This is a genomic window from Pelagibacterium xiamenense, from assembly GCF_021166475.1.
GTDB classification, from domain to species: Bacteria; Pseudomonadota; Alphaproteobacteria; order Rhizobiales; family Devosiaceae; genus Pelagibacterium; species Pelagibacterium xiamenense.
Genome location: NZ_JAJOYS010000001.1, coordinates 955,631 through 980,205, shown reverse-complemented (window position 1 = coordinate 980,205; position 24,575 = coordinate 955,631). Strand labels below are relative to the sequence as shown.

Here is a 24,575-nt window from a genome sequence, read left to right as displayed (position 1 = left end):
CGATAGCGCAAACAAAAAAGGGGCCCGAGCGGCCCCTTTTCCTTATCCGAAGCGCGCCGCGCCGATGCGGTCGAGCAGCGCGTTGAGCGTCGCGAGCTTTTCGTGCGGCCATTCGGCGTTGCGCGCTACCATAAGCAGCGACTCGCTCTTGAGGATTACGCCATCCTCGAGCACTCGCAGTCCGTTGGCCTTGAGCGTCGAGCCCGTCGAGGTGATGTCGACGATCAGATCCGCCGCGCCTGAAGCCGGTGCCGCCTCGGTTGCCCCGAGGCTTTCGACGATCCGGTATTCCGCGATCCCCGCCTGTGCGAAGTGCCGCCGCGTCAGGTTGACGAATTTCGTCGCCACCTTGAGCCAGCGCCCGTGCCGCGCCCGGAAATCGGCAGCAACGTCCGAGAGATCGTCCATCGCGGTGACGTCGATCCACGCATCGGGGACCGCCACGACCGCGTCCGCACGACCGAACCCCAGCCGCTTGACGATCTCGATCTGGCTCGGCCCCATCTCCGCGGTCTCGTGGATAAGGTCTTCCCCGGTGATCCCGATATCGATGGTGCCCCGGATCAGTTCGCGGGCAATCTCCGAAGCTGAAAGAAACCGCACCACGACATCCGGCATTCCGACCATTTCGCCAAGATAGGACCGCGCTCCGCCCGGCCGCTCGATCGGCAGCCCCGCATCGGCGAAGACCTTGACGGCATCCTCCTGGATGCGCCCCTTGGAGGGCAGCGCCAGCATGATCGTACTCATCGCGGGGCCTCCTTTTCGAGCCGCGCCACCCAGACCGCGCAGCCGACGGCCGGGATGTCACTCCCCGCGCCGAGGCGGTTGAGCAGCCGGTCGTACTGACCGCCCGAAGCCAGTACGGCTCCGTCGCGTCCCGTCACCTCGAAGGTGATGCCGGTATAATAATCGAGCCGCGGCGAGAAACCGGCGTCGAACGTCAGTGACCCGAGCGCGTTGCCGTTCCTCAGTTGCGCGAGCCGCTGATGGGTCACCTCGAGCGTCGTGCCGAGATAGATATTGGCGTTGACCGCGAGATCCGCGATGCGCCCCAGCGCGGCACCGGCCTCGCCGGAGATTGCGAGATAGGCCTTCAAAAGTGCAATGGTCTCGCCGGGCACCTGAGCGGCTTCGAGCGCCTGCTTTTCGACGTAGCGCCGCGCGATCTCTTCGGGCGAGCGGCTTTCGGAAAGGCTCAGTCCGCCCGAGAGCATCAACTCGCGCACCCAGTCCGCGATGTCCGCTGCCGCCATGCCCTTGGGGCCTTCCATCGGCTTATGCGGGTCGGCCAGCCGGTCGAGAAGCCGCGCCATGGCCTCCGGGTGCCCGAACCGCGCGCGGATGCGCGGGCGCCAGACGTCAGGCATGTCGCAGGCGGCGAGCAGTGTTTCGAACAGGTCGATGCTTCCCACGCGCACGCTGGGCTCGGCCACAGCGTAAAGCTCGAGCACGTTGCGTGCGAAGCCGATGATCCGCTCAAGCGCCGCCTCGGGGTCGGGCTGGGCGAGGAGTTCCAGCCCTGCCTGATCGAACTCGGCCGGCCCCTCCGCGCGCTGGCGGAACACGGGCCCGAGATAGCCATAGGCCGCCGGCGTCGCGGCGCCGGCCTCGAGATGCCCCATGGCGATGGGCAGTGTGAAATCGGGCCGCAGGCAGAATTCCGCGCCATCAGCGGCGGTCGTCAGGATCATCCGCGCGCCGAACTCTTCCCCCGCGAGGTCGAAATACGGCGCGGGCGGAATGAGGATCGGCGTTGTGGCAAAGGTCACCCCTTCGCCGGACACCAACCCCTTGAGTGCTTCGCGGCGGGCGGCGGCGGTCATCACCCGTTCGCCTTCATCCACGCGGCAACAGCCGGGATTTGCTTGATGAACTCCACCATTTCCCCGCGCGGCACCGAATACTGCCCCGGGCGCTCCATTTTCCAGGCGGCATTGTCGGTGATCGACTTGGCCGCCTCGGCGCCTTCGGCGAGGTCCTTGACCTGGACAACGCCCTGCTCGCGCTCGTCCGAACCCTGTATCACCACCGCCGGCGCATTGCGCTTGTCGGCGTATTTCATCTGCTTACCCATGTTCTTGGAGGAGCCAAGGAACATTTCGGCGCGGATCCCTGCGGCGCGCAATTCGGCGACCATCTGCTGATAGTCCGCTATCCGGTCTTTTTCCATGACCGTCACGACCACCGGCCCGGTTACCGGTTCAGCGCCCAGATTGCCGGTCAATTGCAGCGCGTGGGCGAGCCGCGAGACACCGATGGAAAACCCGGTCGCGGGCGTTTCCTCACTGCGGAAGCGCGAGACCAGCCCGTCATACCGCCCCCCGCCGCCGACCGAGCCGAAGACCACTTCCTGGCCCTTTTCGTTGGTGACGGGGAAGGTGAGTTCGATTTCGAAGACGGGGCCGGTGTAGTATTCGAGGCCGCGGACGACGGAAGGGTCGATCTTGATGCGGTCGGGGCCGTAGCCGGCGGCGGCGAAAAGGCTGTGCATGGCGCCGAGTTCGGCAAACCCTTGGGCAAACTCCGTTGTAATCTTGAACTGCGAGAGGGCCGGTGTCTTGAATTCGGCGTCGAGAAAGCCGTCCGGCCCGGCATCGGTTTCCAGGTCGACCAGCGCATCAAGCCGGGGCGCTTCCATCATCTCGATAATGGCATCGGCCTGCGCATCCGAGAGCTTTGCTCCCTCGGTGAAATCTCCACTCTCGTCCTTGCGGCCCTCGCCGAGCAGAAGTTTCACGCCATCGGGCCCAAACTTATCCAGCTTATCGATCGCCCGCAGCACGGTGAGCTTCTGCGCTTCATCGGTGACGCCGATCGCCTCCATCACCCCATCGAGCACCTTGCGGTTGTTCACCCGCACCACGTACTTGCCTTGGAGCCCCAGCGCATCCATCGTATCGGCCATCATCATGCAGATTTCCGCGTCCGCTTCGGGTCCCGCGGCGCCCACCGTGTCGGCGTCGAACTGCATGAACTGCCGGAACCGCCCCGGCCCTGGCTTTTCGTTGCGGAACACCCACCCGGCCCGGTACGAGCGGAAGGGCTTCGGCAAATCCTGATAGTTCTGCGCGAAGTAGCGCGCGAGCGGCGCGGTCAGATCGTAGCGCAGGCTCATCCACTGCTCGTCATCGTCCTGCACCGAGAAAACGCCCGCATTGGGCCGGTCGGTGTCGGGCAGAAACTTGCCCAGCGTTTCGGTATATTCGAAGAACGGGGTCTGGACGGGGTCGAAGCCGTAGCGCTCGTAGACCTTTTTGATCTTCGCCATCATCTCTTCGACGGCGGCGAGTTCGGCGGGTTCAAAGTCGACAAAGCCGCGCGGCAGGCGCGGCGTGATGAGCGCAGTATTCTTGGCCATTGTTCTTGCCTGATTTGGCCCGGCATTCCGGGCGTTCCGAAGTCCGCGCCGTTCCTAGCCGATAAGGTCTTTTGAGACAAGGCAAGCGGCAGCCTGTTGCCGATATGTCACACCCAAGCTTGATGTGCGACATTCTGTCCCGGAATGGGTTGGCGCTAACGGATTCGTGACCTACAAGCGGGGCGTTCGACACCAACCCCTCGGGAGGCGTATCCATGACAGCATCTGCTACCGCCACAACCCGTTGTGTCGCAAACACCGGCTGGTCCGTAAAACCGCTTCGCTTCCATCGTAATATGCGTCGCGGCTAAGCCAGGCCCTCTTTCCGGGCCGCCCAAGGCTCCGGTCTTTCCAGCACAACCTCCGACCAAAGCGGTTCCCGACGCCGGCACGCGTGCGTCCTGACGCCCGGATTCCGTCTCATTTCACCCCGGATCGACGCCCGTAAAGCGGGTGCCGGCCCATTTCCCAACTCCTGAAGGAGCCAGTTCGCCTTTTGGCGGCTGGATAATTGGTTATGCAAAACGTGCATATTCGCGCGGACGCTGGCGTTCCGCATATTTCGATCGAGAACCTGATTGCCGAGCATGGCCCCTGGCGCGTGCTGAGGGCCGCTTTGGTCGCGCTCATCTGGAGCGAAGAGCGCAAGAAGAGGCGTATCGCCCGGCACCTGCCCGACTACCTGCGGGCGGACGTCGGGCTGCCTCCGATCGAAGAGCAGTTCGGTCTGCCGCCCGGCGCCGTTCAGCCGCTGGCGTATGACCGCCTGATCCATCCCTTGTATTTCAGGGATAGCCAATTCTAACCCACCGGGGCGGGGATAAGTGCGGAAACGCAAACTTATCCCCGTCTCTCAAACCTCGCCTATGATGCGCGTTACGGACCCGCTTTGATGGGCGCGAGCGCAACGAACGTTTGGGCGGGACCGGTCCGGGTCCGATGGGAGTCGTCCCAGCGGAGGTCCGAACGTCACCGAGGCCAGCCACAGCGATCCTGTGGTCACCGGGGAAACCTGGCGGGGATTGGCCCCAGCCCGAGCGGACGCCAAGCCTAAAATCCCGGATGTATGCGGCGAGGCGGGCCTCGCTATTTTATATGCAGTATGAGGCATCGTCTCGCCGCATACCGTCCACGCTGTTTGACACCGGGACCCAAGGGCCGCCGGACGAATAGGCATGCCTTCAGACCGGCCGCAAGAATGCCGCGCGCTCGGCTTCGGCTTTCTCCCGGCAGTGGCAGCCTGCGACATGGTCGTTCACCAACCCCATCGCCTGCATGAACGCATAGCATGTCGTCGGCCCCACAAAGGAAAAGCCGCGCTTTTTGAGATCCTTGGACATGGCCGTGGATGCCGACGTCGTTGCGATCTTGCGCAGGCTCTCCCAGCTGAGATCGCTCGGACGCTCCTCGGGCCGGGGCTCGAAGCGCCAGAAATAGGCCGCCAGCGATCCGAATTCTTCCCTCAACGCCAGCGCGCGGTTGGCGTTGTTGACGGTCGAATTGATCTTGCCGCGATGGCGCACGATGCCCGCGTCGCCCAGAAGGCGCGCGACGTCCGCTTCAGTAAACCGCGCGACCCGTTCGAGCTCGAACCCGGCAAAAGCGGCCCGAAAATTTTCCCGCTTTTTCAGGATAGTCAGCCAGGACAGCCCGGACTGAAACCCCTCGAGGCACAGCTTTTCGAAAAGCCGCGTGTCGTCGGCAACCGGATAGCCCCATTCGGTGTCGTGGTAATGCTGGTAAAGCGGGTCGCTGCCGGCCCAGTTGCAGCGGGTTATTTCAACGTCCATCCGGCTCCTCGCGGCGCATTCGCGTGATTCATTTTTGATCAACCATAGCGTTGAAGCGGTGCTTAACCATCATGTTTGACTCAATTTTTGCCCTCTTTGCCGACAATGGCTTCGCGCCGCGCCTCCCGCGGCGGCCGCCATCCTGCCACCAGCGTATCGGACCGGGCCATGTTGCGTATCGTTTTGAGTATTGCCACCATGCTGGCGCTCGCCACCCCCTCGCTTGCCGCCTCGGACAGGGCGTTCATGGACGCGATGTTCGGGCCGCCGCCAGGCATGGAGTTGACGGAGGGGCGCCCGGCGCATGCGCTGCAATATCAGGCCGCCTATGTCAGCCACCCCGCGCTTTTGCGGCAAGTCGTCAATTTCAGAACCTCCGAAGCACCGGGTACGCTCATCGTCGATACCGGCCAGCGCTTCCTCTACCTCGTCATGGCCAACGGCAAGGCGATGCGCTACGGCATCGGGGTCGCACGCACCGGGTTCGAATGGTCCGGTACCCACCGGGTCAGCGCCAAGCGCGAGTGGCCCAGTTGGACCCCGCCGGCGGAAATGCACGCGCGCCAGCCGGGTCTTCCCACCTTCATGCCCGGCGGGCCGAACAATCCGATGGGCGCACGGGCGCTTTACATCGGGTCGACGCTTTACCGTATTCACGGCACCAACGAACCCTGGACCATCGGCCGCTCGGTCTCTTCGGGATGCATCCGGATGACGAACGAAGACGTCATCGACCTCTACCGTCGCGTCCCGGTGGGGGCCAGGGTCGTCGTCATCTAGTCATAAAAGGGGGTGGTACCGCCTCCCCGGATCGAACGGGGGACCTCTAGATCCACAATCTAGCGCTCTAACCTACTGAGCTAAGGCGGCGTGAGAAGCCCCGGCTGGTGCCATGCATCACGGCTCGGAACGGGGCGGACCATAGGTCGAGATGGTCATAAAGACAAGAGGCGTTTTCTGGCGTTTTATGGTTTTTCATCTTAACCATCCGGCAGATTGTCGCCACCCATAATCGCAACGCGGATGGACCGGGCGCCGCACGCACTATATTTAAGACTTGATGAAACCCGGGCAAAAGGGTGTCCCATTTCAGGACAGACCAAACGACCCCGGCGAATGGAGTGACAGGCTCGCGGATGAAGCAGGATTGGACAGAAAAGCCCGATGCGCAACGCGCGCTCGCGCTCCAGGACGATCCCCGCCCGGCCTGGCTTTGGGCGGAAGGCGGCAAGTCGCTCTTGTGGCACAACGATGCCGCGGCGCTTTTTGGCGCCAAGCTTAAATCCTCCGGGCTCAAGCGCGCCGAAGCCGCGCAGCCGATCAAGGGGCAGATCACGCGCATCCTGCGGCTGGGGCTCATGGGCCAGTCGACGCTTTCACGCATGCAGTTCGTGGCAGGCAGCAAGCCGCTTTCAGCAACCTGTGTCTGTACGCCGCTCGCGCTCGCTGACGCGGGCGGCCCTGCCCTCCTGGTCGTCGGCGTCGATCCGATCGCCGAAGAAATCCGTGCCGCCGCGGCACCGGCGCCCGAAGATGTCGCCGGCGACGAACCCGAGGCTATTCCGGATGACGCCGTATCCGCGCCGGATGAACCGGAGGCGCCCCGAGAAACGCCGGAGGAAACCGCGGTGGACGCTCCCGGCAGCGGGCTGAGCGCACTGGTTGCCAAGCTGGCCGATGACGGCGCGCTTTACGAGCCGCTGAGCGAGGCCGACGATCTGCCGCTCCCCCCGGAGGCGATCCACGAGCACCAATCCGCCCCGCTCCCCCAGCATACCGGCGCGCCCGAAGCGACCGATGGCGAACAGAGCGATTGGGGCGCGGAAGCGGTAATCGACGAAACCGAGGTCTTCACCGCCGACGCCGAGCAGGATGCCAGCGGGCGGGCCGGCCTGTGGCAAATCACGGGGCGCGGGTTGACGCTGCCGACCGCGCACTACGAGACCGATACCTCTGACGAGGGCGAGCAGGCGGACGAGAGCGCGCCGGAGAACGACGACCGCGCGGCGCGCTACAATTTCGAGGAGCTCGCGCGTATTCTCAACGACCGGATCGGCACCGAGAGCGAACCCGAAGCCCCGGCCGAACCGGCCCCGGAGGCCCCGCGCGACACCGGCTCCCTGGTTCCGCTCAGCGACGAATCCCTCGTTCTCAATCGCCTTCCGTTGGGCATCCTCATCTTCCGCGACCAGGAAATCCTGTTCGCCAACCGCGCACTCGTCGATCTCACCGGCTACGAAAACGCGACGACGCTGCGCGCGCTCGGGCTCGCCACAATCTTCCCGACGGTCGACGCTGCCGAACCCGCCGGACCGGTAACGCAGCTTGTACGCCGCGACGGGGAAAAGATCGCGGTCACCGCCCGGCTGCAGACCGTTTCCTGGCAGGGCCGCAACGCGGTCATGCTTTCGGCCCGGGCGCGCGACGGCGACGTCCTCGACGAGGGCGAGGTCAAGCGCTTCGCCCAGCTTGCCGCGAGCCTTTCGGGAGACATTTTCCTTGCCACCGATGCCAACGGCGTTGTGTCGGAGGTCAGCATCAATGACGGGGGCGAGGACGCACCCGCGCCTGGCATGACGCTTACCGCGCTCATTGCCCCCGAAGGCAGGGCCGAACTCGAGCGCTTCCTCTCCCTGCCGGCGCGGTTCGCCGAATCCCGGCGGCCGGCGGTGACGCTCAAGGGCAGCGCGCGCGGCACCCGGCTCAAGCTATTCGCGCAAGGCCGCGCTGGCGTGATCTCGGGCTATTTCGGCATTCTCGAGATGCCGGAAACGCCCGGTTCTCCGGCGCATGCCGGCGTGCCGACGGCCACCCTTTCGCGCATCAGCCGCGAAGTACGGCGGCCGCTCAACACGATTTCAGGCTTTGCCGAGCTCATCGCCTCTCAGGCCTTCGGCCCGATCACCAATCCGCGCTATATCGAATATGCGCGCGACATCAAGGCAGCGGGACAGGCCATCGGCGACCTGGCGGACGAACTTGACGATTTCGTGCGCCTCGCCAATGGCGAAATGCGGCTCTCGCCGGCCGACATCGACCTGGCGACGCTGCTTGCGGACTGCCTCGTGCGCGTGAGGGGCCATGCCGGCTCGGCGCGAGTACTTCTGCGCAGCGCCATTTCCGAAGCGCTGCCCTTCGTCCGGGCCGATGAAGCCACGCTCAAGCAAGCCGTTCTCAACATGCTCGCGAGCGCCATCGCCCAGAGCGGCGAAGGCAGCAAGGTTGTGCTCTCCGCCCAGCGGGAGGGAGACGGATCGGTTTCGATCCATGTACGCGACGCGGCGAAATCACCCAACGCACTGACAGAGCAGTTCGTTGTCTTCCGTGATGGACAGGACAAGGAGGGCGCAGCGCGAGCTCCGATACGCTCGAGTATAGGGCTGACGCTCACGCGCTCGCTGGCGGCGGTCAATGCGTGCTCGCTCGATCTCGCCCCGGCAAGCGAGACCGGCACACTGATGACCCTCAGTATTCCCGCAGCACTCGTTATCCGCCAGCCGGCATCGTCTTGACAAAAGCTCCTGCCAGGCGCTTGTGACAGGCATGACCCAAGCGCAAACACCGGCTCTTTCAATCAGGTCCGTCACGCGCCGCTTCGGTGCGGTGACGGCGCTCGACAACGTTTCGTTCGATATGGCCGCGGGTGAGGTCGTCTGCCTCGTGGGCCAGTCCGGCTGCGGCAAGTCCACGCTTTTGCGCGTCATCGCCGGGGTCGAGGATATCGACGCCGGTTCGGTGTGGCTCGACGGGGACATGGTCACCGGCCCGGACGTTTTCGTTGAACCCGAAGACCGCAATGTGGGCTTCATGTTCCAGGACTATGCGCTCTTCCCGCACCTGAGCGCACGCCAGAACATCCTTTTCGGCCTGCGGCCTCTGGGCCGCAAGGCGGCGGGTGAGCGTGCCGACGAGGTTCTTTCCAGGCTCAAGATCGACGGGCTCGCAGACCGGTATCCCCATATGCTTTCGGGCGGCGAGCAGCAGCGCGTCGCGCTCGCCCGCGCGCTCGCGCCGCAGCCGCACGTGCTTTTGATGGACGAACCGTTCTCGAACCTCGACCGCCGCCTGCGCGATGCTGTCCGGCAGGAAACGAGCTCGGTGCTTCGTGCGCTCGGAACCACCGCCATCATCGTGACGCACGATCCCGAGGAAGCCCTCTCGCTGGGCGACAAGGTCGTCCTCATGCATAAGGGCAAGGTCATCGAAACCGGTACCGGCGATGCGATCTACAGCTATCCCCAGACCGCCTACGCCGCCGAGTTCTTCTCGCGGGTCAACCGCATTCCGGCGCGCCGCTCCGGGGACTGGCTCGATAGCCCGTTGGGGCGGTTTCCGGCGCCCTGCGGCAGCTCCGGTCCGGTATACCTCTACGTGCGGCCGCAAGCCGTCAAGCTCAACGGCAGCGGCATCGCTGCCCGGGTCACGAGCAGGGTCCTGCTCGGGGAGATTGAGGAAGTGGGTCTGTCCGTGGACGGCATGAGCGAACCGCTGGTGATGCGCACCAGCGCACGATCGGGGCTGGATGTCGGGCACACGGTGCAAGTCAGCATCGAACCCGACGACGTCCTGGTTTTTTCTGCCGACGAAGCCGCGCGCGCCGCGCTTCCCCGCGGCTGAGAGCGGGGCGAAGTAACTAAACAATTACAATAGTTTAGAACGCCTCTAAACTTACTTCATTATACTTGACTTTCCGCCTCCACTATGGATTAAGGCGCATCACGGCGCGCTTAGGCGCTGTCAGCGTTTGACCGTTTGGAGGAATTCCCATGACGACCCTGAAGCGCTTTGCGGTTGCGAGCCTTTTCGCACTTACCGCCGCAAGCCCCGCCCTCGCGCAGGAAGTGAATATCTATACCACCCGCGAACCCGGACTGATCCAACCGATCCTCGAGGCCTTTACCGAGGAGACCGGGATCGCGGTCAACACCGTTTTCCTTCAGGACGGTCTGGCAGAGCGGGTTGCGGCGGAAGGCGAAAGCTCGCCCGCCGACATCCTGATGACCGTCGACTTCGGCGTTCTGAGCGACCTTGTCGATCGGGGCCTGACCCAGCCGGTCGAATCCGAGGTTCTCGAAGCGGCCATCCCCGAAGTGCTCCGCGATGCCGACGGCAACTGGTTCGCGCTCTCGGGGCGCGCCCGCGTGCTCTATGCGGCGAAGGACCTCGATCTGGACACGTTCACCTACGAGCAGCTCGACGATGAAGAGTGGCGCGGGCGTCTGTGCATCCGGTCGGGGCATCACCCTTACAATACCGCCCTGTTCGCGGCCTATATCGCCCATCACGGTGAAGACGCGGCACTTCAGTGGCTCGAGGGCATCAAGGCCAATCAGGCCCGCGTGGCGGCAGGCGGCGACCGCGACGGCGCGCGCGACATCGCGGCAGGCATCTGCGATATTTCCATTGGCAACTCGTACTATGTCGGGCTGATGGCCAGCGGCGCAGGCGGCGACGAGCAGAAGGCCTGGAGCGACGAGATCAAGGTCATCCTGCCGACCTTCGAAAACGGCGGCACGCAGGTGAACATCTCCGGCGCCGGCGTTGCAGCGCACGCACCCAACCGCGAGGAAGCCGTCCAACTGCTTGAGTACCTCGTCTCGGACGAGGCACAAAAGCTCTATGCCGAAGCCAATTTCGAATATCCGGTGACCGGCACCGCGGAAGCCCACCCGATCATTGCCGCCTTCGGCGAACTGGAACCCGACTCGATCCCACTTGGTGACATCGTCCAGTACCGCACGCTGGCGAGCGAATTGGTCGACAGGGTCAATTTCGATACCTTCGAAAACTGATACCAAAAGGCGGCGGACCCATCGGTCCGCCGCTTTTTCCTGAGGTTTGATGGCAGCGGTTTTTCCGACACAGGCGAACAGACGGCGTCACGGGGGCAGCGGGGTATGGGTCGGTCTGGCCGTGCTCACGGCGGCCCTCGCGCTGATTCCGGTGCTGACCATTGCGATCACGGCGGCAAGCGACACCGGGACCCTCTGGTCCCATGTCATTGCCTATGTGCTGCCGCAAGCAGTTCAGAATACCGCTATCCTGCTCGCCGGAACGGGGATCATCGCCACCTGCGTCGGCACCGGCGCGGCGTGGATCGTTTCTGCTTACGATTTTCGCGGACGCGGCGTGCTCGAATGGGCGCTTTTGCTCCCTCTTGCCGTTCCGACCTATATCATGGCCTATGCCTATCTCGACGTCCTGAGCCCGCTCGGGCCGGTTCAAGGCGTCATCCGGGCAATTCTGGGCTATGACAGCCCGCGCGACTTCCGGCTTCCCGACATACGGTCGATGTGGGGCGCGATCCTGATCTTCGGCTTCGTGCTCTACCCCTATGTCTACCTCACCACGCGCGCGATGTTCCTCACCCAGGCGGCGAACCTCATCGAGGTCTCTCGCACGCTGGGCGTCCGGCGCTCTACCGTCTTCTGGCGCGTGGCGCTCCCGCTCGCGCGCCCGGCAATCGCGGTCGGGGTCAGCCTGGCCCTCATGGAAGCGCTCAATGACGTGGGCGCGGCACAGTTTCTGGGCATCCGCACGCTGACGGCGTCGGTCTATACCACGTGGATCATCCGCACCGACCTTCCCGGCGCAGCTCAGATCGCCATGGCGATGCTGGTTTTCGTCGTGACGCTGATCGTCGTCGAGCGCTGGGCGCGGCGCGATCAGAGGTTCGCCCACAGCGCGCAGAGGGCGCGCCCCATGGACCCCCAGCGGCTCACGGGCGCGCGCGGGCTTCTGGCGCTGGCGCTCGGCGCGTTGCCCATCGTGATCGGCTTTCTCGGTCCGGCGCTTTATCTCCTTTTCGAGGCCATCGAGCGCATCGAATTCGCCGGCCTCTCACCCTATCTCGTCCGCGCCACGCTCAATACGGTAAGTCTTTCGGCCGTTGCCACGCTTGTCGTCTTGTTCATGGGCTTCGCTGTTGCCTACGCGGCCCGCCTTCGCCCCGACCGGCTGACCGGCGCGATGGCGCGCATCGCAACGCTGGGATACGCGGTGCCCGGAACCGTTCTGGCGATCGGCATCCTGATCCCGGTCGCCTTCATCGACCGCACCCTCGACCACGCCATGCGCGAATGGTTCGGGATATCGACCGGTTTGCTCCTGCTCGGCTCGGGTGCGGCGCTTGTTTATGCCTATGCGGCACGGTTCCTTGCCATTGCGTCGGGCGGCATCGAGGCGGGTTTGAGCCGTATCCCGATGTCCTACGACCATGCGGCCCGCACGCTCGGCCAGACGGCGACGGGCGCGCTCGTAAGGGTGCACCTTCCACTCTCGCGCGCGGCATTGACGGCCGCGGGCCTACTCGTCTTCGTCGATTGCATGAAGGAGCTGCCCGCGACGCTTCTGCTCCGGCCGCTCAATTTCGAGAGCCTTTCCACCCTGCTCTACGGCGAGGCGGCGCGCGGGACCTATGAGGATGCAGCGCTCGCTGCGCTCATCATCATCGCGATAGGAATCTTGCCGGTTATCCTGTTGGCGCGCACCGGACGCAGAACGCCCGGCGCGAACGCGCACCAAGGTTAGTCAATCAGGCCTTGGGTTTGGCGGGCGATTTTCGGGCCGGCGCCTTGCGCGTCGTCGACCGCGTGCTCGCGGCCTTGGATGCGGTCGAGCGCGCAGCGGGCTTTTTCGCTGCCGGCTTTTTGGCCGGCATTGCCACTCCGCCTGCCGAGCCCACAACACCCCCGTCGGGCGTGCCCTCGGTAGCAGGGTTGGCAGGGCTCGCCGCGCGGCGCTTCGACGTTGCCGCTGTGCTGCTTGCACCCGGCTTTGCCGGAGCTGCAAAGCCGTCGGTCATGGGCCGGCCTTCCGCATCGAAACGGTGGAACAGGTCGCCCTCGGGCCCGAATGCAATATCGTCCCCCGCGTGGTAAGTCGCCTTGCCATCCTGGCGGACGATCACGGGCTCTTCCTCGCCGATATCAACATAGATGAAGCTGTCCGAGCCGAGGTTTTCCGAATAGATCACCTTGCCCGACCAGCCGCCATTGGCCTTGGCCTGGATCGTCATATGCTCGGGACGAACGCCGACCGTGTGGCACTTGTATTTCTCGGCATGCTTGCCGGTGAGGAAATTCATCTTCGGCGACCCGATGAACCCGGCCACAAAGAGCGACTGCGGATTGTCGTAAAGCTCCATCGGCGTTCCGACCTGCATCACCACGCCGTCCTTCAAAACCACGATCCGGTCGGCCAGCGTCATGGCCTCGACCTGGTCGTGGGTGACGTAGATCATCGTGGTATCTGGCAGCGTTTCGTTGAGCTTGGCAATCTCCATGCGGGTCGCGACGCGCAGTGCCGCGTCGAGGTTGGAGAGCGGCTCGTCGAAGAGGAAGACCTGCGGATTGCGCACGATGGCGCGGCCGATGGCGACGCGCTGACGCTGGCCGCCCGAGAGCGCCTTGGGCAGACGGTCGAGATAGGGGCGAAGCTGCAGCATGTCGGCGGCTTCCTCGACTTTCTTTCTCATCTCGTCCTTGGGCGTACGCAGAAGCTTGAGCGAATACGCCATGTTGTCGAACACGGTCATGTGCGGATAAAGCGCGTAGGACTGGAACACCATTGCGATGCCGCGTTTGGACGGGGCCACGTCGTTGACGACGCGCCCACCGATCTCCAGCGAACCGCTGGTGATGGTTTCGAGGCCCGAGATGGTTCTCAGCAGCGTGGACTTGCCGCACCCGGAGGGACCGACGAAGACGATGAACTCGCCGGATTTGATATCGAGATTGATGTCCTTGAGGACTTCGACCTTGCCGTAGCTCTTGTAAAGATTGGTGATCTTGAGGTCAGACATTCTTCCTCCCAACGGGCCCAGGCGCCCTAGCTCATTCGTCCAATATAGGCCCCGAAGGGACCAAAGCTCAACCGATTGCCGTCCAATTGCCCGTCCGATCCCGGCGCTCCCGCATCGGAAAGCGCCGTTTCGCCCGGCAGCTCGTATACGACCGGGTACGCGGTCATGTTGAAGGCGCAGAACAGCGTTTCATCATCAAGCGTCCGGGTAAAGGCCAGAACGCCCTCGGGCGTGTCGTGCCGCACTGTAATGGAGCCTTTGGCGAGTGCCGGATGCTGTTTGCGGAAGACGAGCATGGCGCGGTAGAATTCGAGCACCGAATTGGCGACGTGTTCCTGCTGGTCGACGGCATGGTGGAGATGGTGTGCCGGTACTGGCAGCCAGGTCCGGTTGGCCGAAGAAAATCCGCCCTGATGGATATGGGCCTGCCAAACCATCGGCGTCCGGCAGCCATCGCGCCCTTTGAACTCGGGCCAGAACTCGATGCCATACGGATCGACCAGATCCTCGAAGGCGAGTTCGGCCTCGCCCAGGCCAAGTTCCTCGCCCTGATAGATGCAGACCGAGCCGCGCATGCTCATGAGCAGCATCGCCGCCTGGCGGGTGAAGCGTTCCTCGTGGCCGTGCGGCGCCCAGCGGGTGACGTGGCGGACGACGTCGTGGTTCGAAAAGGCGATGCAGATCCATCCGTCCGGTGCCGTCGCCTCGGTGGCCTCGATCGCAGCGCGGAAATGCGCGGCGGAATATTCGCCGCCGAGATAGTCGAACGTGTAGCACATGTGCAGCATGTCATCGCCCGAGGTGTATTGGGCCATGATCTCGAGCTGGTGTTGCGCGTCGCCGATTTCCCCGACTGTCGCCTTGCCCGGATATTCGTCGAGCAGCGCGCGCATGCGCTTCAAGAACGCGATGTTTTCCGGGCGACTCTTGTCGTAGGTGTGCTCCTGCAGGTTGTAGGGGTTCACAGCGGGAGCGGTCGATGCGTTGTAGTCTTCCGGGTTGACGGGCGGATTGTTCTCGAGCCCTTGGGAATGGAAGTAGAAATTCACCGTGTCGAGCCGGAAGCCGTCGACGCCGCGCTCGAGCCAGAACCGCATTTCGCCAAGGACCGCGTTCTGGACGTCGGGGTTGTGGAAGTTGAGGTCAGGCTGGGCGACGAGGAAGTTGTGCAGGTAATACTGCATGCGCCGACCGTCCCAATGCCAGGCCGACCCGCCGAAAATCGAAAGCCAGTTGTTGGGCGGCGAGCCGTCGGGCTTGGGGTCGGCCCAGACATACCAGTTGGCCTTCTCGTTGGTGCGCGAGACGCGGCTTTCGGCGAACCACGGATGGCGGTCGGAAGTGTGGGAGATCACCTGGTCGATGATCACCTTCAAACCCAGCGCATGGGCCTTTTCCACGAGCCTGTCGAAATCCTCGAGCGTGCCGAAGATCGGGTCGATGTCGCGGTAGTTCGAAACGTCGTAGCCGAAATCCTTCATCGGCGAGGTGAAAACCGGCGAGAGCCAGATCGCGTCGACGCCGAGATCCGCGACGTACTCGAGCCGCGAGGTGATGCCGACGAGATCGCCCACGCCGTCACCGTTATGGTCCTGAAAGGAGCGCGGGTAGATCTGGTAGATCACAGCGCCGCGCCACCAGTTGCGGTCGAGGGGGGATGTGTCGGAAGGATGCCAGTACTGCTTGGAATCAGGCGCAAAGTGACTCATGGCCCGGAAAGTCTCCCCCAAATTAATCGCGCGTGTTGATCGCACCCGGCATCGTGAAACCCGGCCGCTTCTTGCGATCCTGCCCTAGCGAATTCTCTTTCCAAAACGTTTTGGGTATGCCCTCATTACGCATGGAAAAGGGCTGCCGTCAACCGGGCGTCGGGGCATGGTTTTTTCCCGAACCCACCGGTATAAGCGGGCGAATGGGGGTACCGGCCTCGAACGCCGGGGGTAGGACAATTTTGGGAGGAAGGTGATGGCGCCGTCGCCACGCCGAAAGAGAAGCGCGGGGCAAACGCCCACGCGCGGCATTACCATAAAACATCTGGCAGCCGAACTGGGGCTGTCGATCACGACGATCTCGCGCGCGCTAAACGGGTATTCCGACGTCGGCGAGGCGACCCGTCAGAAGATCGTCGAAGCTGCTCGGCGGGCCGGATATACGCCCAACCGCAACGCGCAGCGGCTTGTGACCCAGCGCAGCCACACGATTGCGTGGGTGCAGTCGGAACACGATGCGAAATTCGCCGATCCGCACTTCGTCGAGGTTCTGGCGGGCGTTTTGCGCGAGGCCAGGCTCAGCCGATACGACATTGTTCTGTCGGGCGAGCCGCCCGAGGGTCAGATGGCGGCGTATGAACACTATGTGCGCGATGGCAGTGTCGACGGCTTCATCGTCGACGTGCCCAGGCCTGACGACCCGCGCGTCGCTTTCCTCAAGTCCGCGGGTGTCCCTTTCGTCGTGCACGGGCGGGACGGGGTGGCCAATGACTTTGGCTGGGTCGACATCGATAACCACGGGGTCTTCTACAACCTCGCCAAGCTGGTGGTCGAGAACGGGCACAGGAAATTCGCTTTCATCAACGGCGACGAACAATACCTCTACGCCCTGATCCGCCGCCGTGCTGTCGATGCCGCCGTCCGGGATCTCGGGCTGCCACCGGATACGGTCCTTTATTTCGAAGGCACCCACCCGATGGGCGACGCAGGATATCAACTCACCGAGCTGGCGCTGGCGGATCCGGAGGTGACGGCGGTTATCTATTCATCGATCCTTTTCGCGCTCGAAGGGCTTTCTGCGATCACGCAGGCGGGCAAAAAGCCGGGCAAGGACATGATGATCGCGTCGATGAACGACCAGTTGCAATATCTCAACCTCTCGCCGCTCGAGGGTATCGCGACGCTGGTCAATTCCTCCTTGCGCGCCGGTGGCCGCGCGCTTGTCGCCGAGGTCATCCGGCAGTGCGAAACCGGCAAGACCGGCGGCACCATGATCCCGGCATTCTTCGACCTCGCCGATGGCATCAGCGCCGAAACGATCAAAGACGACGTGCTTTTCGCATAGCGAAGGGCCGCCCCTGGGGCGGCCCCTTTCCTTTTGATGCCTGTCGCGGTCAGCCGCCCTTGACCGATCCGGCCAGAAGGCCGCGGACGAAGTAGCGCTGGAGCGAGAAGAACACCATCAGCGGCACGAAGATCGACACGAACGCGCCGGCTGTCAGGATTTCCCAGTTGTCGCCGCGCGACCCCAGGAGTTCGCGCAAACGGGCGGTCAGGACGATCTGTCCTTCGTTATTGCCCAGGAACACGGTGGCGACCAGTAGGTCGTTCCACACCCACAGGAACTGGAAGATCGCGAACGACGCGAGCGCCGGGAACGAGAGCGGCAGCACCATGGTGGTGAAGATCTGGAAGTGGGACGCGCCGTCCATGCGCGCGCTTTCCATGATTTCCTTGGGCAGGCTCGCCATGTAGTTGCGCAGAAGATAGATGGCGAGCGGCAGCCCGAAGCCGGTATGGGCGAGCCAGATGCCCAGATAGGTCTTGGAGGCGCCTCCGGTCAGCCCGGCAATGCCGTTGTACATACGCAAGAGCGGGATGAGGGACATCTGCAGCGGCACGACAAGCAGACCGACGATGAGCGCGACGAGCAACCCACGGAACGGGAAGCTCATCCACGCCAGCGCGTAGGCCGCGAACGCCGCAATCAGTATCGGGATCACGGTCGCGGGAACCGTGACCGTGAAGGAGTTGATGAAACTCCGCCCGATGCCCTCCGATGTCAGCACTTCGACGTAGTTCTCGATGGTGAACCGCGGCGGAATGCCCGCGACGACGAAGATGCGCGCGCGATCGTATTCGAACGGCGCGGCGGAGACCATCCCGAACGTGCCGTCGGCATTGACGGTGATCTCGCCGCCGGTGCGCAGGTCGAGCGTGTCGCCGGCCGCGGCCTCGGAAGGATTGTTGATCGAGGTGCCGTAGCGCACGACCGTGCGCCCCTCGTCTTCCGGGAAGACGCTGCCGCGGATGACGTATTGGCCGTTCTCTTCGACCTGGGTGTCGGCCGGGGGCAGCGACGCGGCCTCGTTGGCCTCGCTCATTACGAGCGACTCCCACCAGCCCGAGGTCGTCAACTGGTCCTTGTCGCGGACCGAACTGATGAGGAGCCCGGCGGTCGGCACGGTCCAGACAACGACAAGCAGGAGAAGCGCGAGCTGCGCGACAATCTTTCCCGCCGTCAGCTGCGCGAACCAGGAGGCGATCGCCGAACGTTCGGTGCGGGGCGTTGCTGCAGTGCCCGAAGTGATCGTCGTCATCAGCGCGTCCCCTCTTCCTTGTTGGCCTGACGGATATTCCAGATCATGATCGGAATGACCGCGATCATGATGCAGATGGCGATGGTCGAGCCGCGCCCGGCATCGCCGCCTCCGCGGAACATCCAGTCGAACATCAGGTTTGCCAGCACCTGGGTGTCCCACTGGCCGTTGGTCATGGCGAGCACGATGTCGAAGATTTTCAGGACCACGATGGTGATCGTCGTCCAGACCACGAGGATGGTCGGGAAGATTTGCGGGATCATGATGTCGAAGAAGATACGGATATCGCTGGCGCCGTCGATGCGCGCGGCTTCGATGGTCTCCTCGGGGATGCCGCGCAGGGCGGCCGACAGGATCACCATCGCAAAGCCGGTCTGGATCCAGACGAGGATGATCATCAGGAGGAACGAGTTCCAGAACGGCGTGATCGTCATCCACGCCTGCGGCTCGCCGCCGAACATCTGCACGATGGCATTGAGGATGCCGATCTGGTCGGCATTGGTGCCGCGGTAGTCGTAGACGAATTTCCAGATCACCGATGCGCCGACGAACGAAATGGCCATGGGCATGAAGATCAGCGACTTGGCGACCTGCCCCCACCAGATGCGGTCCGCGAGAACGGCGACGATGAGCCCGAACGCGGTCGCGAGGGTCGGCACGATGATCAGCCAGAGCAGGTTATTGAAGATCGATTGCTGGAACTGGGGATCGTTGAAGGCCCAGATGTAGTTGCCGAAGCCGACATAATTGGTGCCGAACCGGTCAAAGAACGTCAGGCGCAGCGTCTCGACCACCGGATAGATGAGGTAAAGACCCATGAAGAACAGGGCGGGCGCAAGGAAAAGCCAGGGGCGGATGCGCGTGCGCAGCTTGTCCTGCCCCGCCGTGGCAACACCGTCACCCGCAGCCCCGGCACCGGAGGTCCCAAGGGTTCTGTCGAGCACCCAGTTGGTGCCCCAAAAGTAAAGCACGCACGCCGCGACGCCAATCACGACGGTTACGAGCGCGCCGGCTATCTGCAGCCACATAACACCCCTCCGCTAAGATCCCAATCGAAATGGTTTTCTTCTAATGCCTGTGCCCGGCACCGCTGGCGCCGGGCACATAGTCGCAAGGGCCCATGCCCCTTTTATTTGATCGCGTCCCAGCTGGTCTGGATCGCGTCGGCAACCTCTTCGGCCGATGCGCCGCCGACATAGTCGACCATGCCGGTCCAGAACGAACCCGCGCCGACAGCACCCGGCATCAGGTCGGACCCGTCAAAGCGGAAGGTCGTCGCATCGAGCAGGATCTGCCCCTGCCCGCGCAGCGCTTCATTGGCATAGGCGTCCAGGTTGACGTTGGTGTTCGGCGTCAGGAAGCCCGACAGACCCATCCAGGTTTCGTTGGCCTCGGTGGTTTCGAGGAACTGGATGAACGCCTGGGCCGCTTCGCTATCGTTGGTGATCGCAAAAAGCGTACCGCCGCCGAGAACCGGCTTGCCGAGGTCTTCATCCGCAAAGGCGGGGAAATAGAAGAAGTCGGCGTCGGTCCCAAGTTCGGTGCCCTCGGGGAAGAAGGAGGGGATGAACGATGCCTGCCGGTGCATGTAGCACTGGGGCGGCACGGCGAAGAGGCCCTGCGGGCTGTCGCGGAAGTCGGTCGTGCCCACGGCGGCGGGGCCACCGGCGACGAAATCGGGGTTCTTTGCGAACCAGCCGAATTCCTCGATTGCGGCGATGACACGCGGATCGTTGAACGGAATCTCGTTCGTCGTCCACTCGTCATAGACTTCCGGCGGGTTGACGCGCAGCATGAAATCCTCGACCCAGTCAGTGGCCGGCCAGCCGGTCGCCGCACCCGAGCCGAGCCCGATGCACCACGGAGTGCCGCCATCGGCGACGATCTGCTCGGTGAGCGCCTTGAGGTCTTCCATCGTCTCGGGCACTTCATACCCCGCGTCGGCGAAGTTGTCCGGAATGTACCAGACCAGCGACTTCACGTCGGCCTTGAACGGGAAGGCGTAAAGATGGGTTTCCCCATCATCGCCCTCGAAGCTCGAGAGGTCCACCCACGACTGGCCGGCAGCGTAGTTGTCGACAAGCCAGCTTTCGACGTCGTCGCCAAGCGGGGTCAGAAGACCGCGCGAAGCCAGGTCGGCAGCGAGGCCGGGCTGGGGGAAGACGGCGATATTGGGAGCCGAACCGGCCTGGGTGTCGATAACGATCTGCTGCTCGAAGCTGTCCGACCCCGAATATTCGACATTGGCGCCTGTGGCTTCCTCGAACAGGGCGATCACCTGCTCGAAATTCTCCTGGTCAGCGGTGAGCCACGGACCGAAGACGGTGAGGGTCTGCCCGGAGAGGTCCATGGCCTCGATGTCTTCCATCGTTGCTGCGGAAGCGCCGGAGGCGGAAGCGAGCAAAAGCGTAGCGGCCGAAATACCGGCCATAAGGGATTTGTGCATGTAGTCCTCCCATTGCACAGTGTGACGCAATGAAAACGTCTTTTTCACCGACCATCCAAAACGTTTTGGAACCAAAACGTTTAAGTGCCCGAATAAGGGTCGTTCGAATGGCGTCCGGCGAGGTTCAAAGTCGCACAATCTGCCCCGCTTGCCAAGCCGATGATGCCGTAATGAAAGGAGAAATCGGCGCGCAGGCGGATGCGTCCGGCAGCCTTCGGGCCCCGGTTATCGAGCGTGGACGGTATGCGGCGAGACGCGCCTCATACTGAACTTATAAATGCGAAGCGAGCCTCGCCGCATACGCCCGGGATTTTCGGCTTATGGCGGCGTCCCGGGCTGGGGGTTGTCGTAATCCTTCCCACGAGTGGGAAGGGTTCGGTGCCCCTCCGGGTTTCCCCGGTGCGACGGGGAAATCAATCCCCGTCCGGCCTCTGTCCGCTTTGGACCTCCGCTGGGACGACTCCCATCGGACCCGGACCGGTCCCGCCCAAACGTTCGTTGCGCTCGCGCCCATCAAAGCGGGTCCGTAACGCGCATCATAGGCGAGGTTTGAGAGGCGGGGATAAGTTTGGGGCGGAAGGGCCTCGGCTCGCGCCGAAGCGCCCGCTTCCCTGCCCCGTTACGCCACCTGCGACTGGTTGGCACCCGTGAGGAGGGTCTTGAACGCCTCGTAGCTCTTTTTGGGCGTGCGCTTTTGGGTCTCATAGTCCACGTGGACCAGACCGAAGCGTTTGGCGTAGCCTTCGGCCCATTCGAAATTGTCCAGAAGCGACCAGCCGAAATAGCCCCTGACGTCGGCGCCGCGCTTTTGCGCGGCCAGCACCGCGCCGAGATGGGCGTCGTAATAGGCGATGCGGCGCGGGTCGTCCGTGCCTTCGATTTCGGCCATGCCGTTCTCGGTGACGATAAGCGGTATGCCGGTATAGTCCGCGGAGATGCGCGTCAGAATTTCCTCGAGGCCCTCGGGGAAAATCTCCCAGCCCATCTCGGTTTTTTCGAGCGGGCCGTCGACCTTCTTGAGCGGAAAGATGGTCCTGGTGGCGTCGGCTTCATAGAGCCCCCGGGTGTAATAGTTCACCCCGAGCCAGTCGAGCGGCGTCGATACCGTTGCCATGTCGTCCTCGAAGCCTTCGGGCATATACGGCCCGAAACCCTTTTCGAGAACGTCGGCGGGGTATTGTCCCTTGAAGACGCCGTCGAGGTACCAGCGATTGAAAATGCCGTCCCAGAGGTGGGCCGCGGCGAGGTCCTCGGACTTGCCAGTCGCGCCCTGCGCGCTCTCGAAGTTGAGCACGATGCCAAGATTTTTCGCGCCCTCGGCACGCAGCGCGTTAATCGCCGTACCGTGCGCGAAGAGCACGTGGTGGGATGCCCGGGCGGCGGCGCGGAGGTCGCGGTAGCCCGGCGCGTGGACGCCCAGCATGTGGCTCAGGAACGCCACGCACCAGGGCTCGTTGATCGTCGCGGTCGCGGCAAGCCGGTCGCCAAAGCGCTTGTTGACCTCGACCGCGTAGTCGGCGAGCCAACCCGCGATATCGCGGTTCATCCAGCCGCCCTTGTCCTGCAACGCGCTAGGCAGATCCCAGTGATAGAGGGTCGCGTAGGGCTTGATGTTGCGCTCGAGCATGCCGTCGATCAGACGGTCATAGAAGTCGAACCCCTTCTCATTGCGCGCGCCGGTGCCTTCAGGGATCAGACGCGGCCAGGAAAAGGAAAACCGGTAGGCGTCGAATCCGCCGTCGGCGAGCAGATCGAGGTCCTCGGGCCAGCGGTTGTAGTGGTCGCACGCGACGCGCCCGGTATCGCCGTTATGGGTATTGCCCGGGGTGGCCGAGAAGCTATCCCAGATCGATGGCCCGCGGCCATCGGTCTGGCCGCCCTCGATCTGGTAGGACGCGGTTGCCGTGCCGAAAATGAAGTCGTCGCCGAAATCGGCGCGCTTGTGCGTGAACATGATGAGACCCTCCGCCCGGGCAGGTTGTTCGGGGTTCCGCGGGTCTTGCTGGCCCACCTGTCCCGATTGTCGAAATGTAATCGATTACAGATAGCGTACCAGCTTTCGGCGAAGCTGTCATCAGCGTTGATCAGACGGGGAAGGCAGCTTTGCGCTGAAGCGCAGGGGCGATCTTTTCTGCAATCGCGATGAACGCCTGGGCGTCAGCGCCTTCGGGAGCGGCCGCGACCGCCGGACGGCCCGCGTCGGAGCCTTCGCGGATGGACATCACAAGCGGGATCTCGCCCAGGAACGGCACACCGAACTCCTCGGCTGCGTCCTTGGCTCCGCCGTGACCGAAGATATCGTAACGGGTCCCGGTATCGGGAGCGAGGAAGTAGCTCATATTCTCGATGATGCCGAGCACGGGGATTTTGACCCGTGCGAACATGTCGATGGCCTTCTTGGCGTCGATCAGGGCGAGATCCTGCGGGGTCGAGACAATGACCGCGCCGGCGAGTTCGACCTGCTGGACGAGCGAAATCTGGATGTCGCCCGTACCCGGCGGCAGATCGACAACGAGGACGTCGAGTTCGCCCCATTCGGTTTCGCGCAGCAATTGCCGCAACGCCGAGGTCGCCATCGGGCCCCGCCAGACCACGGCCTGGTTGCCCTCGAGCATCGGGCCGATGGACATGGCCTTGAGCCCGAAGGCTTCAAAGGGGCGGAAAATGCCGTCTTCGCGCAGCGCGGGCTTGCCTTCGAGGCCCAGAAGCTTGGGGAGAGAGGGGCCATAGAGATCGGCATCGAGAATGCCGGTTCTGAACCCCTTCGCGGCGAAAGCGAGCGCGATGTTGACCGCGCAGGTTGACTTGCCCACACCGCCCTTGCCCGAGCCGACGGCGACAATGTGCCTGACGCCGGGCACCGGCGTACGCGGGGGCGGTGCAGGCCTGCTCTGCCCTTGCGGGGCGGCCTTGGCGGGCGCCTTGTCCGCCGTCAAGGAGACCATGACCTTGCGGCCCTGGGCGTGCTCGGTGGCGACCGCCTCCGCCTTTGAGCGTACGGGGGCGAAAGCGGGTTCCATTCCCGGATCGACCGAAATGGCAAAGGCGACGGCGCTTTTGGTGACGATAATGTCCGAGAGCCCATCGAATTCGGCGAGCGAACCGCCGCCGGGCACCTCTATGGCGCCCAGCGCGTTGCGGATGGTCCTATCGAGCGGCGCGTCGGCCATGCGCGGGCGCGATCCTTAAACGATCGACTGACCGGTGGCTTTCCAGTCCTTGACGAAGGCATCGAGGCCCTTGTCGGTCAGGGCGTGGCTCGCGAGCTTCTTGAGAACCGCCGGCGGGATGGTCGAGACGTCGGCACCAGCCAGGGCGGCCTGGGAGACGTGGTTGGCCGAGCGGATCGAGGCGGCGAGGATTTCGGTCTCGAAGCCGTAATTGTCGTAGATCACACGGATGTCGCCGATCAGTTCCATGCCGTCGAGGTTGAGGTCGTCGAGCCGGCCGATGAAGGGCGAGATGTACGTCGCGCCGCACTTGGCCGCCAGGAGCGCCTGGTTGGCCGAGAAGCAGAGCGTGACGTTGACCTTGATGCCCTGGTCGGTCAGGTGCTTGCAGGCCTTCAAACCGTCGAGGGTGAGCGGGACCTTGACCACGACGTTATCGGCGAGCGCGGCGAGCACCTTGCCCTCGGCCATCATGCCGTCATAGTCGGTCGCGGCGACTTCGGCAGAAACCGGCATGCCGGGCAGGATCTCGCAGATTTCCTTGACGACTTCCTTGAAGTCGCGGCCGGACTTGGCGACGAGCGAGGGGTTGGTGGTGACGCCATCGAGCAGGCCGATCTCGTGCAGTTCACGGATCTCGCTGACCTCGGCGGTATCGACAAAAAACTTCATTTCTCTCCCCCGTTGGGATTAGAC

General features: G+C 63.7%; 18 protein-coding genes, 1 tRNA gene and 1 pseudogene. 7 read left to right on the top strand and 13 right to left on the bottom strand.

The window, feature by feature from the left end:
* Nucleotides 1-42 precede the first annotated feature (42 nt).
* The 3 genes from hisG to hisS are packed head-to-tail and all read right to left on the bottom strand — an operon-like array spanning nucleotide 43 to nucleotide 3,361.
* Nucleotides 43-750 carry an ATP phosphoribosyltransferase gene (gene hisG, locus LSG43_RS04770; protein WP_231801693.1) on the bottom strand — a complete coding sequence of 236 codons (708 nt, stop codon included), beginning with the start codon at nucleotides 748-750 and terminating at the stop codon, nucleotides 43-45.
* Nucleotides 747-1,826, bottom strand: coding sequence for an ATP phosphoribosyltransferase regulatory subunit (locus LSG43_RS04765; RefSeq protein WP_231801691.1), 1,080 nt, complete (start codon nucleotides 1,824-1,826; stop codon nucleotides 747-749). The genes hisG and LSG43_RS04765 overlap by 4 nt, the downstream gene beginning before the upstream one ends.
* A complete protein-coding gene (hisS, locus tag LSG43_RS04760) occupies nucleotides 1,826-3,361 on the bottom strand; it encodes a histidine--tRNA ligase (RefSeq protein ID WP_231801689.1) in 1,536 nt (511 codons plus the stop codon). Before hisS ends, LSG43_RS04765 begins: the two co-directional genes overlap by 1 nt.
* Nucleotides 3,362-3,878: 517 nt before the next feature.
* Between hisS and LSG43_RS04755 the strand changes: the two genes are divergently transcribed.
* A complete protein-coding gene (locus LSG43_RS04755; protein ID WP_231801687.1) occupies nucleotides 3,879-4,166 on the top strand; it encodes a hypothetical protein in 288 nt (95 codons plus the stop codon).
* Between the two features lie 376 nt (nucleotides 4,167-4,542).
* Here the strand turns inward: LSG43_RS04755 and LSG43_RS04750 are convergent, their stop codons facing one another.
* Complete coding sequence (locus LSG43_RS04750; RefSeq protein WP_231801685.1) at nucleotides 4,543-5,151, bottom strand: DNA-3-methyladenine glycosylase I; 609 nt, start codon at nucleotides 5,149-5,151, stop codon at nucleotides 4,543-4,545.
* Nucleotides 5,152-5,319: 168 nt separating this feature from the next.
* Between LSG43_RS04750 and LSG43_RS04745 the strand changes: the two genes are divergently transcribed.
* Nucleotides 5,320-5,931 carry a L,D-transpeptidase gene (locus LSG43_RS04745; RefSeq protein WP_231801683.1) on the top strand — a complete coding sequence of 204 codons (612 nt, stop codon included), beginning with the start codon at nucleotides 5,320-5,322 and terminating at the stop codon, nucleotides 5,929-5,931.
* Between the two features lie 13 nt (nucleotides 5,932-5,944).
* On the opposite strand, the gene LSG43_RS04740 is transcribed toward LSG43_RS04745, so the two are convergent.
* Nucleotides 5,945-6,021, bottom strand: a tRNA-His gene (locus tag LSG43_RS04740).
* Nucleotides 6,022-6,287: 266 nt separating this feature from the next.
* On the opposite strand from LSG43_RS04740, the gene LSG43_RS04735 reads away from it, so the two are divergent.
* The 4 genes from LSG43_RS04735 (at nucleotide 6,288) to LSG43_RS04720 (ending at nucleotide 12,681) form a co-directional block, all read left to right on the top strand.
* Nucleotides 6,288-8,663: a sensor histidine kinase gene (locus LSG43_RS04735; protein ID WP_231801681.1), complete on the top strand. Its 2,376-nt coding sequence runs from the start codon at nucleotides 6,288-6,290 to the stop codon at nucleotides 8,661-8,663.
* Nucleotides 8,664-8,694: 31 nt separating this feature from the next.
* The gene (locus tag LSG43_RS04730; protein WP_231801679.1) at nucleotides 8,695-9,768 is read left to right on the top strand and encodes an ABC transporter ATP-binding protein; all 1,074 of its coding nucleotides are present in this window, start codon (nucleotides 8,695-8,697) and stop codon (nucleotides 9,766-9,768) included.
* Nucleotides 9,769-9,917: 149 nt separating this feature from the next.
* On the top strand, nucleotides 9,918-10,943 hold the full coding sequence (locus LSG43_RS04725) for an extracellular solute-binding protein (RefSeq protein WP_231801677.1): 1,026 nt from the start codon (nucleotides 9,918-9,920) through the stop codon (nucleotides 10,941-10,943).
* 49 nt (nucleotides 10,944-10,992) lie between these two features.
* Nucleotides 10,993-12,681, top strand: coding sequence for an ABC transporter permease (locus tag LSG43_RS04720; protein WP_231801675.1), 1,689 nt, complete (start codon nucleotides 10,993-10,995; stop codon nucleotides 12,679-12,681).
* Nucleotides 12,682-12,958: 277 nt separating this feature from the next.
* On the opposite strand, the pseudogene LSG43_RS04715 reads toward LSG43_RS04720, so the two are convergent.
* Together LSG43_RS04715 and bglA are read right to left on the bottom strand one after the other, a co-directional pair.
* Nucleotides 12,959-13,954 (bottom strand): annotated as a pseudogene (locus LSG43_RS04715) (ABC transporter ATP-binding protein); the annotation flags it as partial.
* A 26-nt stretch (nucleotides 13,955-13,980) separates the two neighbouring features.
* On the bottom strand, nucleotides 13,981-15,663 hold the full coding sequence (gene bglA, locus LSG43_RS04710) for a beta-galactosidase BglA (RefSeq protein WP_231801673.1): 1,683 nt from the start codon (nucleotides 15,661-15,663) through the stop codon (nucleotides 13,981-13,983).
* A 256-nt stretch (nucleotides 15,664-15,919) separates the two neighbouring features.
* Between bglA and LSG43_RS04705 the strand changes: the two genes are divergently transcribed.
* Complete coding sequence (locus LSG43_RS04705) at nucleotides 15,920-17,008, top strand: substrate-binding domain-containing protein (protein ID WP_231801672.1); 1,089 nt, start codon at nucleotides 15,920-15,922, stop codon at nucleotides 17,006-17,008.
* Nucleotides 17,009-17,057: 49 nt separating this feature from the next.
* On the opposite strand, the gene LSG43_RS04700 is transcribed toward LSG43_RS04705, so the two are convergent.
* The 6 genes from LSG43_RS04700 to fsa form a co-directional block, all read right to left on the bottom strand.
* Nucleotides 17,058-18,263 (bottom strand): carbohydrate ABC transporter permease, encoded by a 1,206-nt coding sequence (locus tag LSG43_RS04700; protein WP_231801671.1) that lies wholly within the window; start codon nucleotides 18,261-18,263, stop codon nucleotides 17,058-17,060.
* Complete coding sequence (locus tag LSG43_RS04695; RefSeq protein ID WP_231801670.1) at nucleotides 18,263-19,291, bottom strand: carbohydrate ABC transporter permease; 1,029 nt, start codon at nucleotides 19,289-19,291, stop codon at nucleotides 18,263-18,265. Before LSG43_RS04695 ends, LSG43_RS04700 begins: the two co-directional genes overlap by 1 nt.
* Before the next feature lie 101 nt (nucleotides 19,292-19,392).
* The gene (locus LSG43_RS04690; RefSeq protein ID WP_231801669.1) at nucleotides 19,393-20,709 is read right to left on the bottom strand and encodes an ABC transporter substrate-binding protein; all 1,317 of its coding nucleotides are present in this window, start codon (nucleotides 20,707-20,709) and stop codon (nucleotides 19,393-19,395) included.
* Nucleotides 20,710-21,328: 619 nt separating this feature from the next.
* Nucleotides 21,329-22,663, bottom strand: coding sequence for a GH1 family beta-glucosidase (locus LSG43_RS04685; RefSeq protein ID WP_231801668.1), 1,335 nt, complete (start codon nucleotides 22,661-22,663; stop codon nucleotides 21,329-21,331).
* 130 nt (nucleotides 22,664-22,793) lie between these two features.
* A complete protein-coding gene (locus LSG43_RS04680; protein ID WP_231801667.1) occupies nucleotides 22,794-23,879 on the bottom strand; it encodes an Mrp/NBP35 family ATP-binding protein in 1,086 nt (361 codons plus the stop codon).
* 15 nt (nucleotides 23,880-23,894) lie between these two features.
* The gene (gene fsa, locus LSG43_RS04675; protein ID WP_231801666.1) at nucleotides 23,895-24,551 is read right to left on the bottom strand and encodes a fructose-6-phosphate aldolase; all 657 of its coding nucleotides are present in this window, start codon (nucleotides 24,549-24,551) and stop codon (nucleotides 23,895-23,897) included.
* Nucleotides 24,552-24,575 lie beyond the last annotated feature (24 nt).

What these genes read in the sequence shown, in the direction of transcription:
- LSG43_RS04690 (WP_231801669.1), bottom strand. Translation starts at nt 20,709, where the DNA reads ATGCACAAATCCCTTATGGCCGGTATTTCGGCCGCTACGCTTTTGCTC.
- hisG (WP_231801693.1), bottom strand. Translation starts at nt 750, where the DNA reads ATGAGTACGATCATGCTGGCGCTGCCCTCCAAGGGGCGCATCCAGGAG.
- LSG43_RS04685 (WP_231801668.1), bottom strand. Translation starts at nt 22,663, where the DNA reads ATGTTCACGCACAAGCGCGCCGATTTCGGCGACGACTTCATTTTCGGC.
- LSG43_RS04755 (WP_231801687.1), top strand. Translation starts at nt 3,879, where the DNA reads ATGCAAAACGTGCATATTCGCGCGGACGCTGGCGTTCCGCATATTTCG.
- bglA (WP_231801673.1), bottom strand. Translation starts at nt 15,663, where the DNA reads ATGAGTCACTTTGCGCCTGATTCCAAGCAGTACTGGCATCCTTCCGAC.
- LSG43_RS04765 (WP_231801691.1), bottom strand. Translation starts at nt 1,826, where the DNA reads ATGACCGCCGCCGCCCGCCGCGAAGCACTCAAGGGGTTGGTGTCCGGC.
- hisS (WP_231801689.1), bottom strand. Translation starts at nt 3,361, where the DNA reads ATGGCCAAGAATACTGCGCTCATCACGCCGCGCCTGCCGCGCGGCTTT.
- LSG43_RS04725 (WP_231801677.1), top strand. Translation starts at nt 9,918, where the DNA reads ATGACGACCCTGAAGCGCTTTGCGGTTGCGAGCCTTTTCGCACTTACC.
- fsa (WP_231801666.1), bottom strand. Translation starts at nt 24,551, where the DNA reads ATGAAGTTTTTTGTCGATACCGCCGAGGTCAGCGAGATCCGTGAACTG.
- LSG43_RS04680 (WP_231801667.1), bottom strand. Translation starts at nt 23,879, where the DNA reads ATGGCCGACGCGCCGCTCGATAGGACCATCCGCAACGCGCTGGGCGCC.
- LSG43_RS04720 (WP_231801675.1), top strand. Translation starts at nt 10,993, where the DNA reads ATGGCAGCGGTTTTTCCGACACAGGCGAACAGACGGCGTCACGGGGGC.
- LSG43_RS04700 (WP_231801671.1), bottom strand. Translation starts at nt 18,263, where the DNA reads ATGACGACGATCACTTCGGGCACTGCAGCAACGCCCCGCACCGAACGT.
- LSG43_RS04705 (WP_231801672.1), top strand. Translation starts at nt 15,920, where the DNA reads ATGGCGCCGTCGCCACGCCGAAAGAGAAGCGCGGGGCAAACGCCCACG.
- LSG43_RS04735 (WP_231801681.1), top strand. Translation starts at nt 6,288, where the DNA reads ATGAAGCAGGATTGGACAGAAAAGCCCGATGCGCAACGCGCGCTCGCG.
- LSG43_RS04750 (WP_231801685.1), bottom strand. Translation starts at nt 5,151, where the DNA reads ATGGACGTTGAAATAACCCGCTGCAACTGGGCCGGCAGCGACCCGCTT.
- LSG43_RS04745 (WP_231801683.1), top strand. Translation starts at nt 5,320, where the DNA reads ATGTTGCGTATCGTTTTGAGTATTGCCACCATGCTGGCGCTCGCCACC.
- LSG43_RS04695 (WP_231801670.1), bottom strand. Translation starts at nt 19,291, where the DNA reads ATGTGGCTGCAGATAGCCGGCGCGCTCGTAACCGTCGTGATTGGCGTC.
- LSG43_RS04730 (WP_231801679.1), top strand. Translation starts at nt 8,695, where the DNA reads ATGACCCAAGCGCAAACACCGGCTCTTTCAATCAGGTCCGTCACGCGC.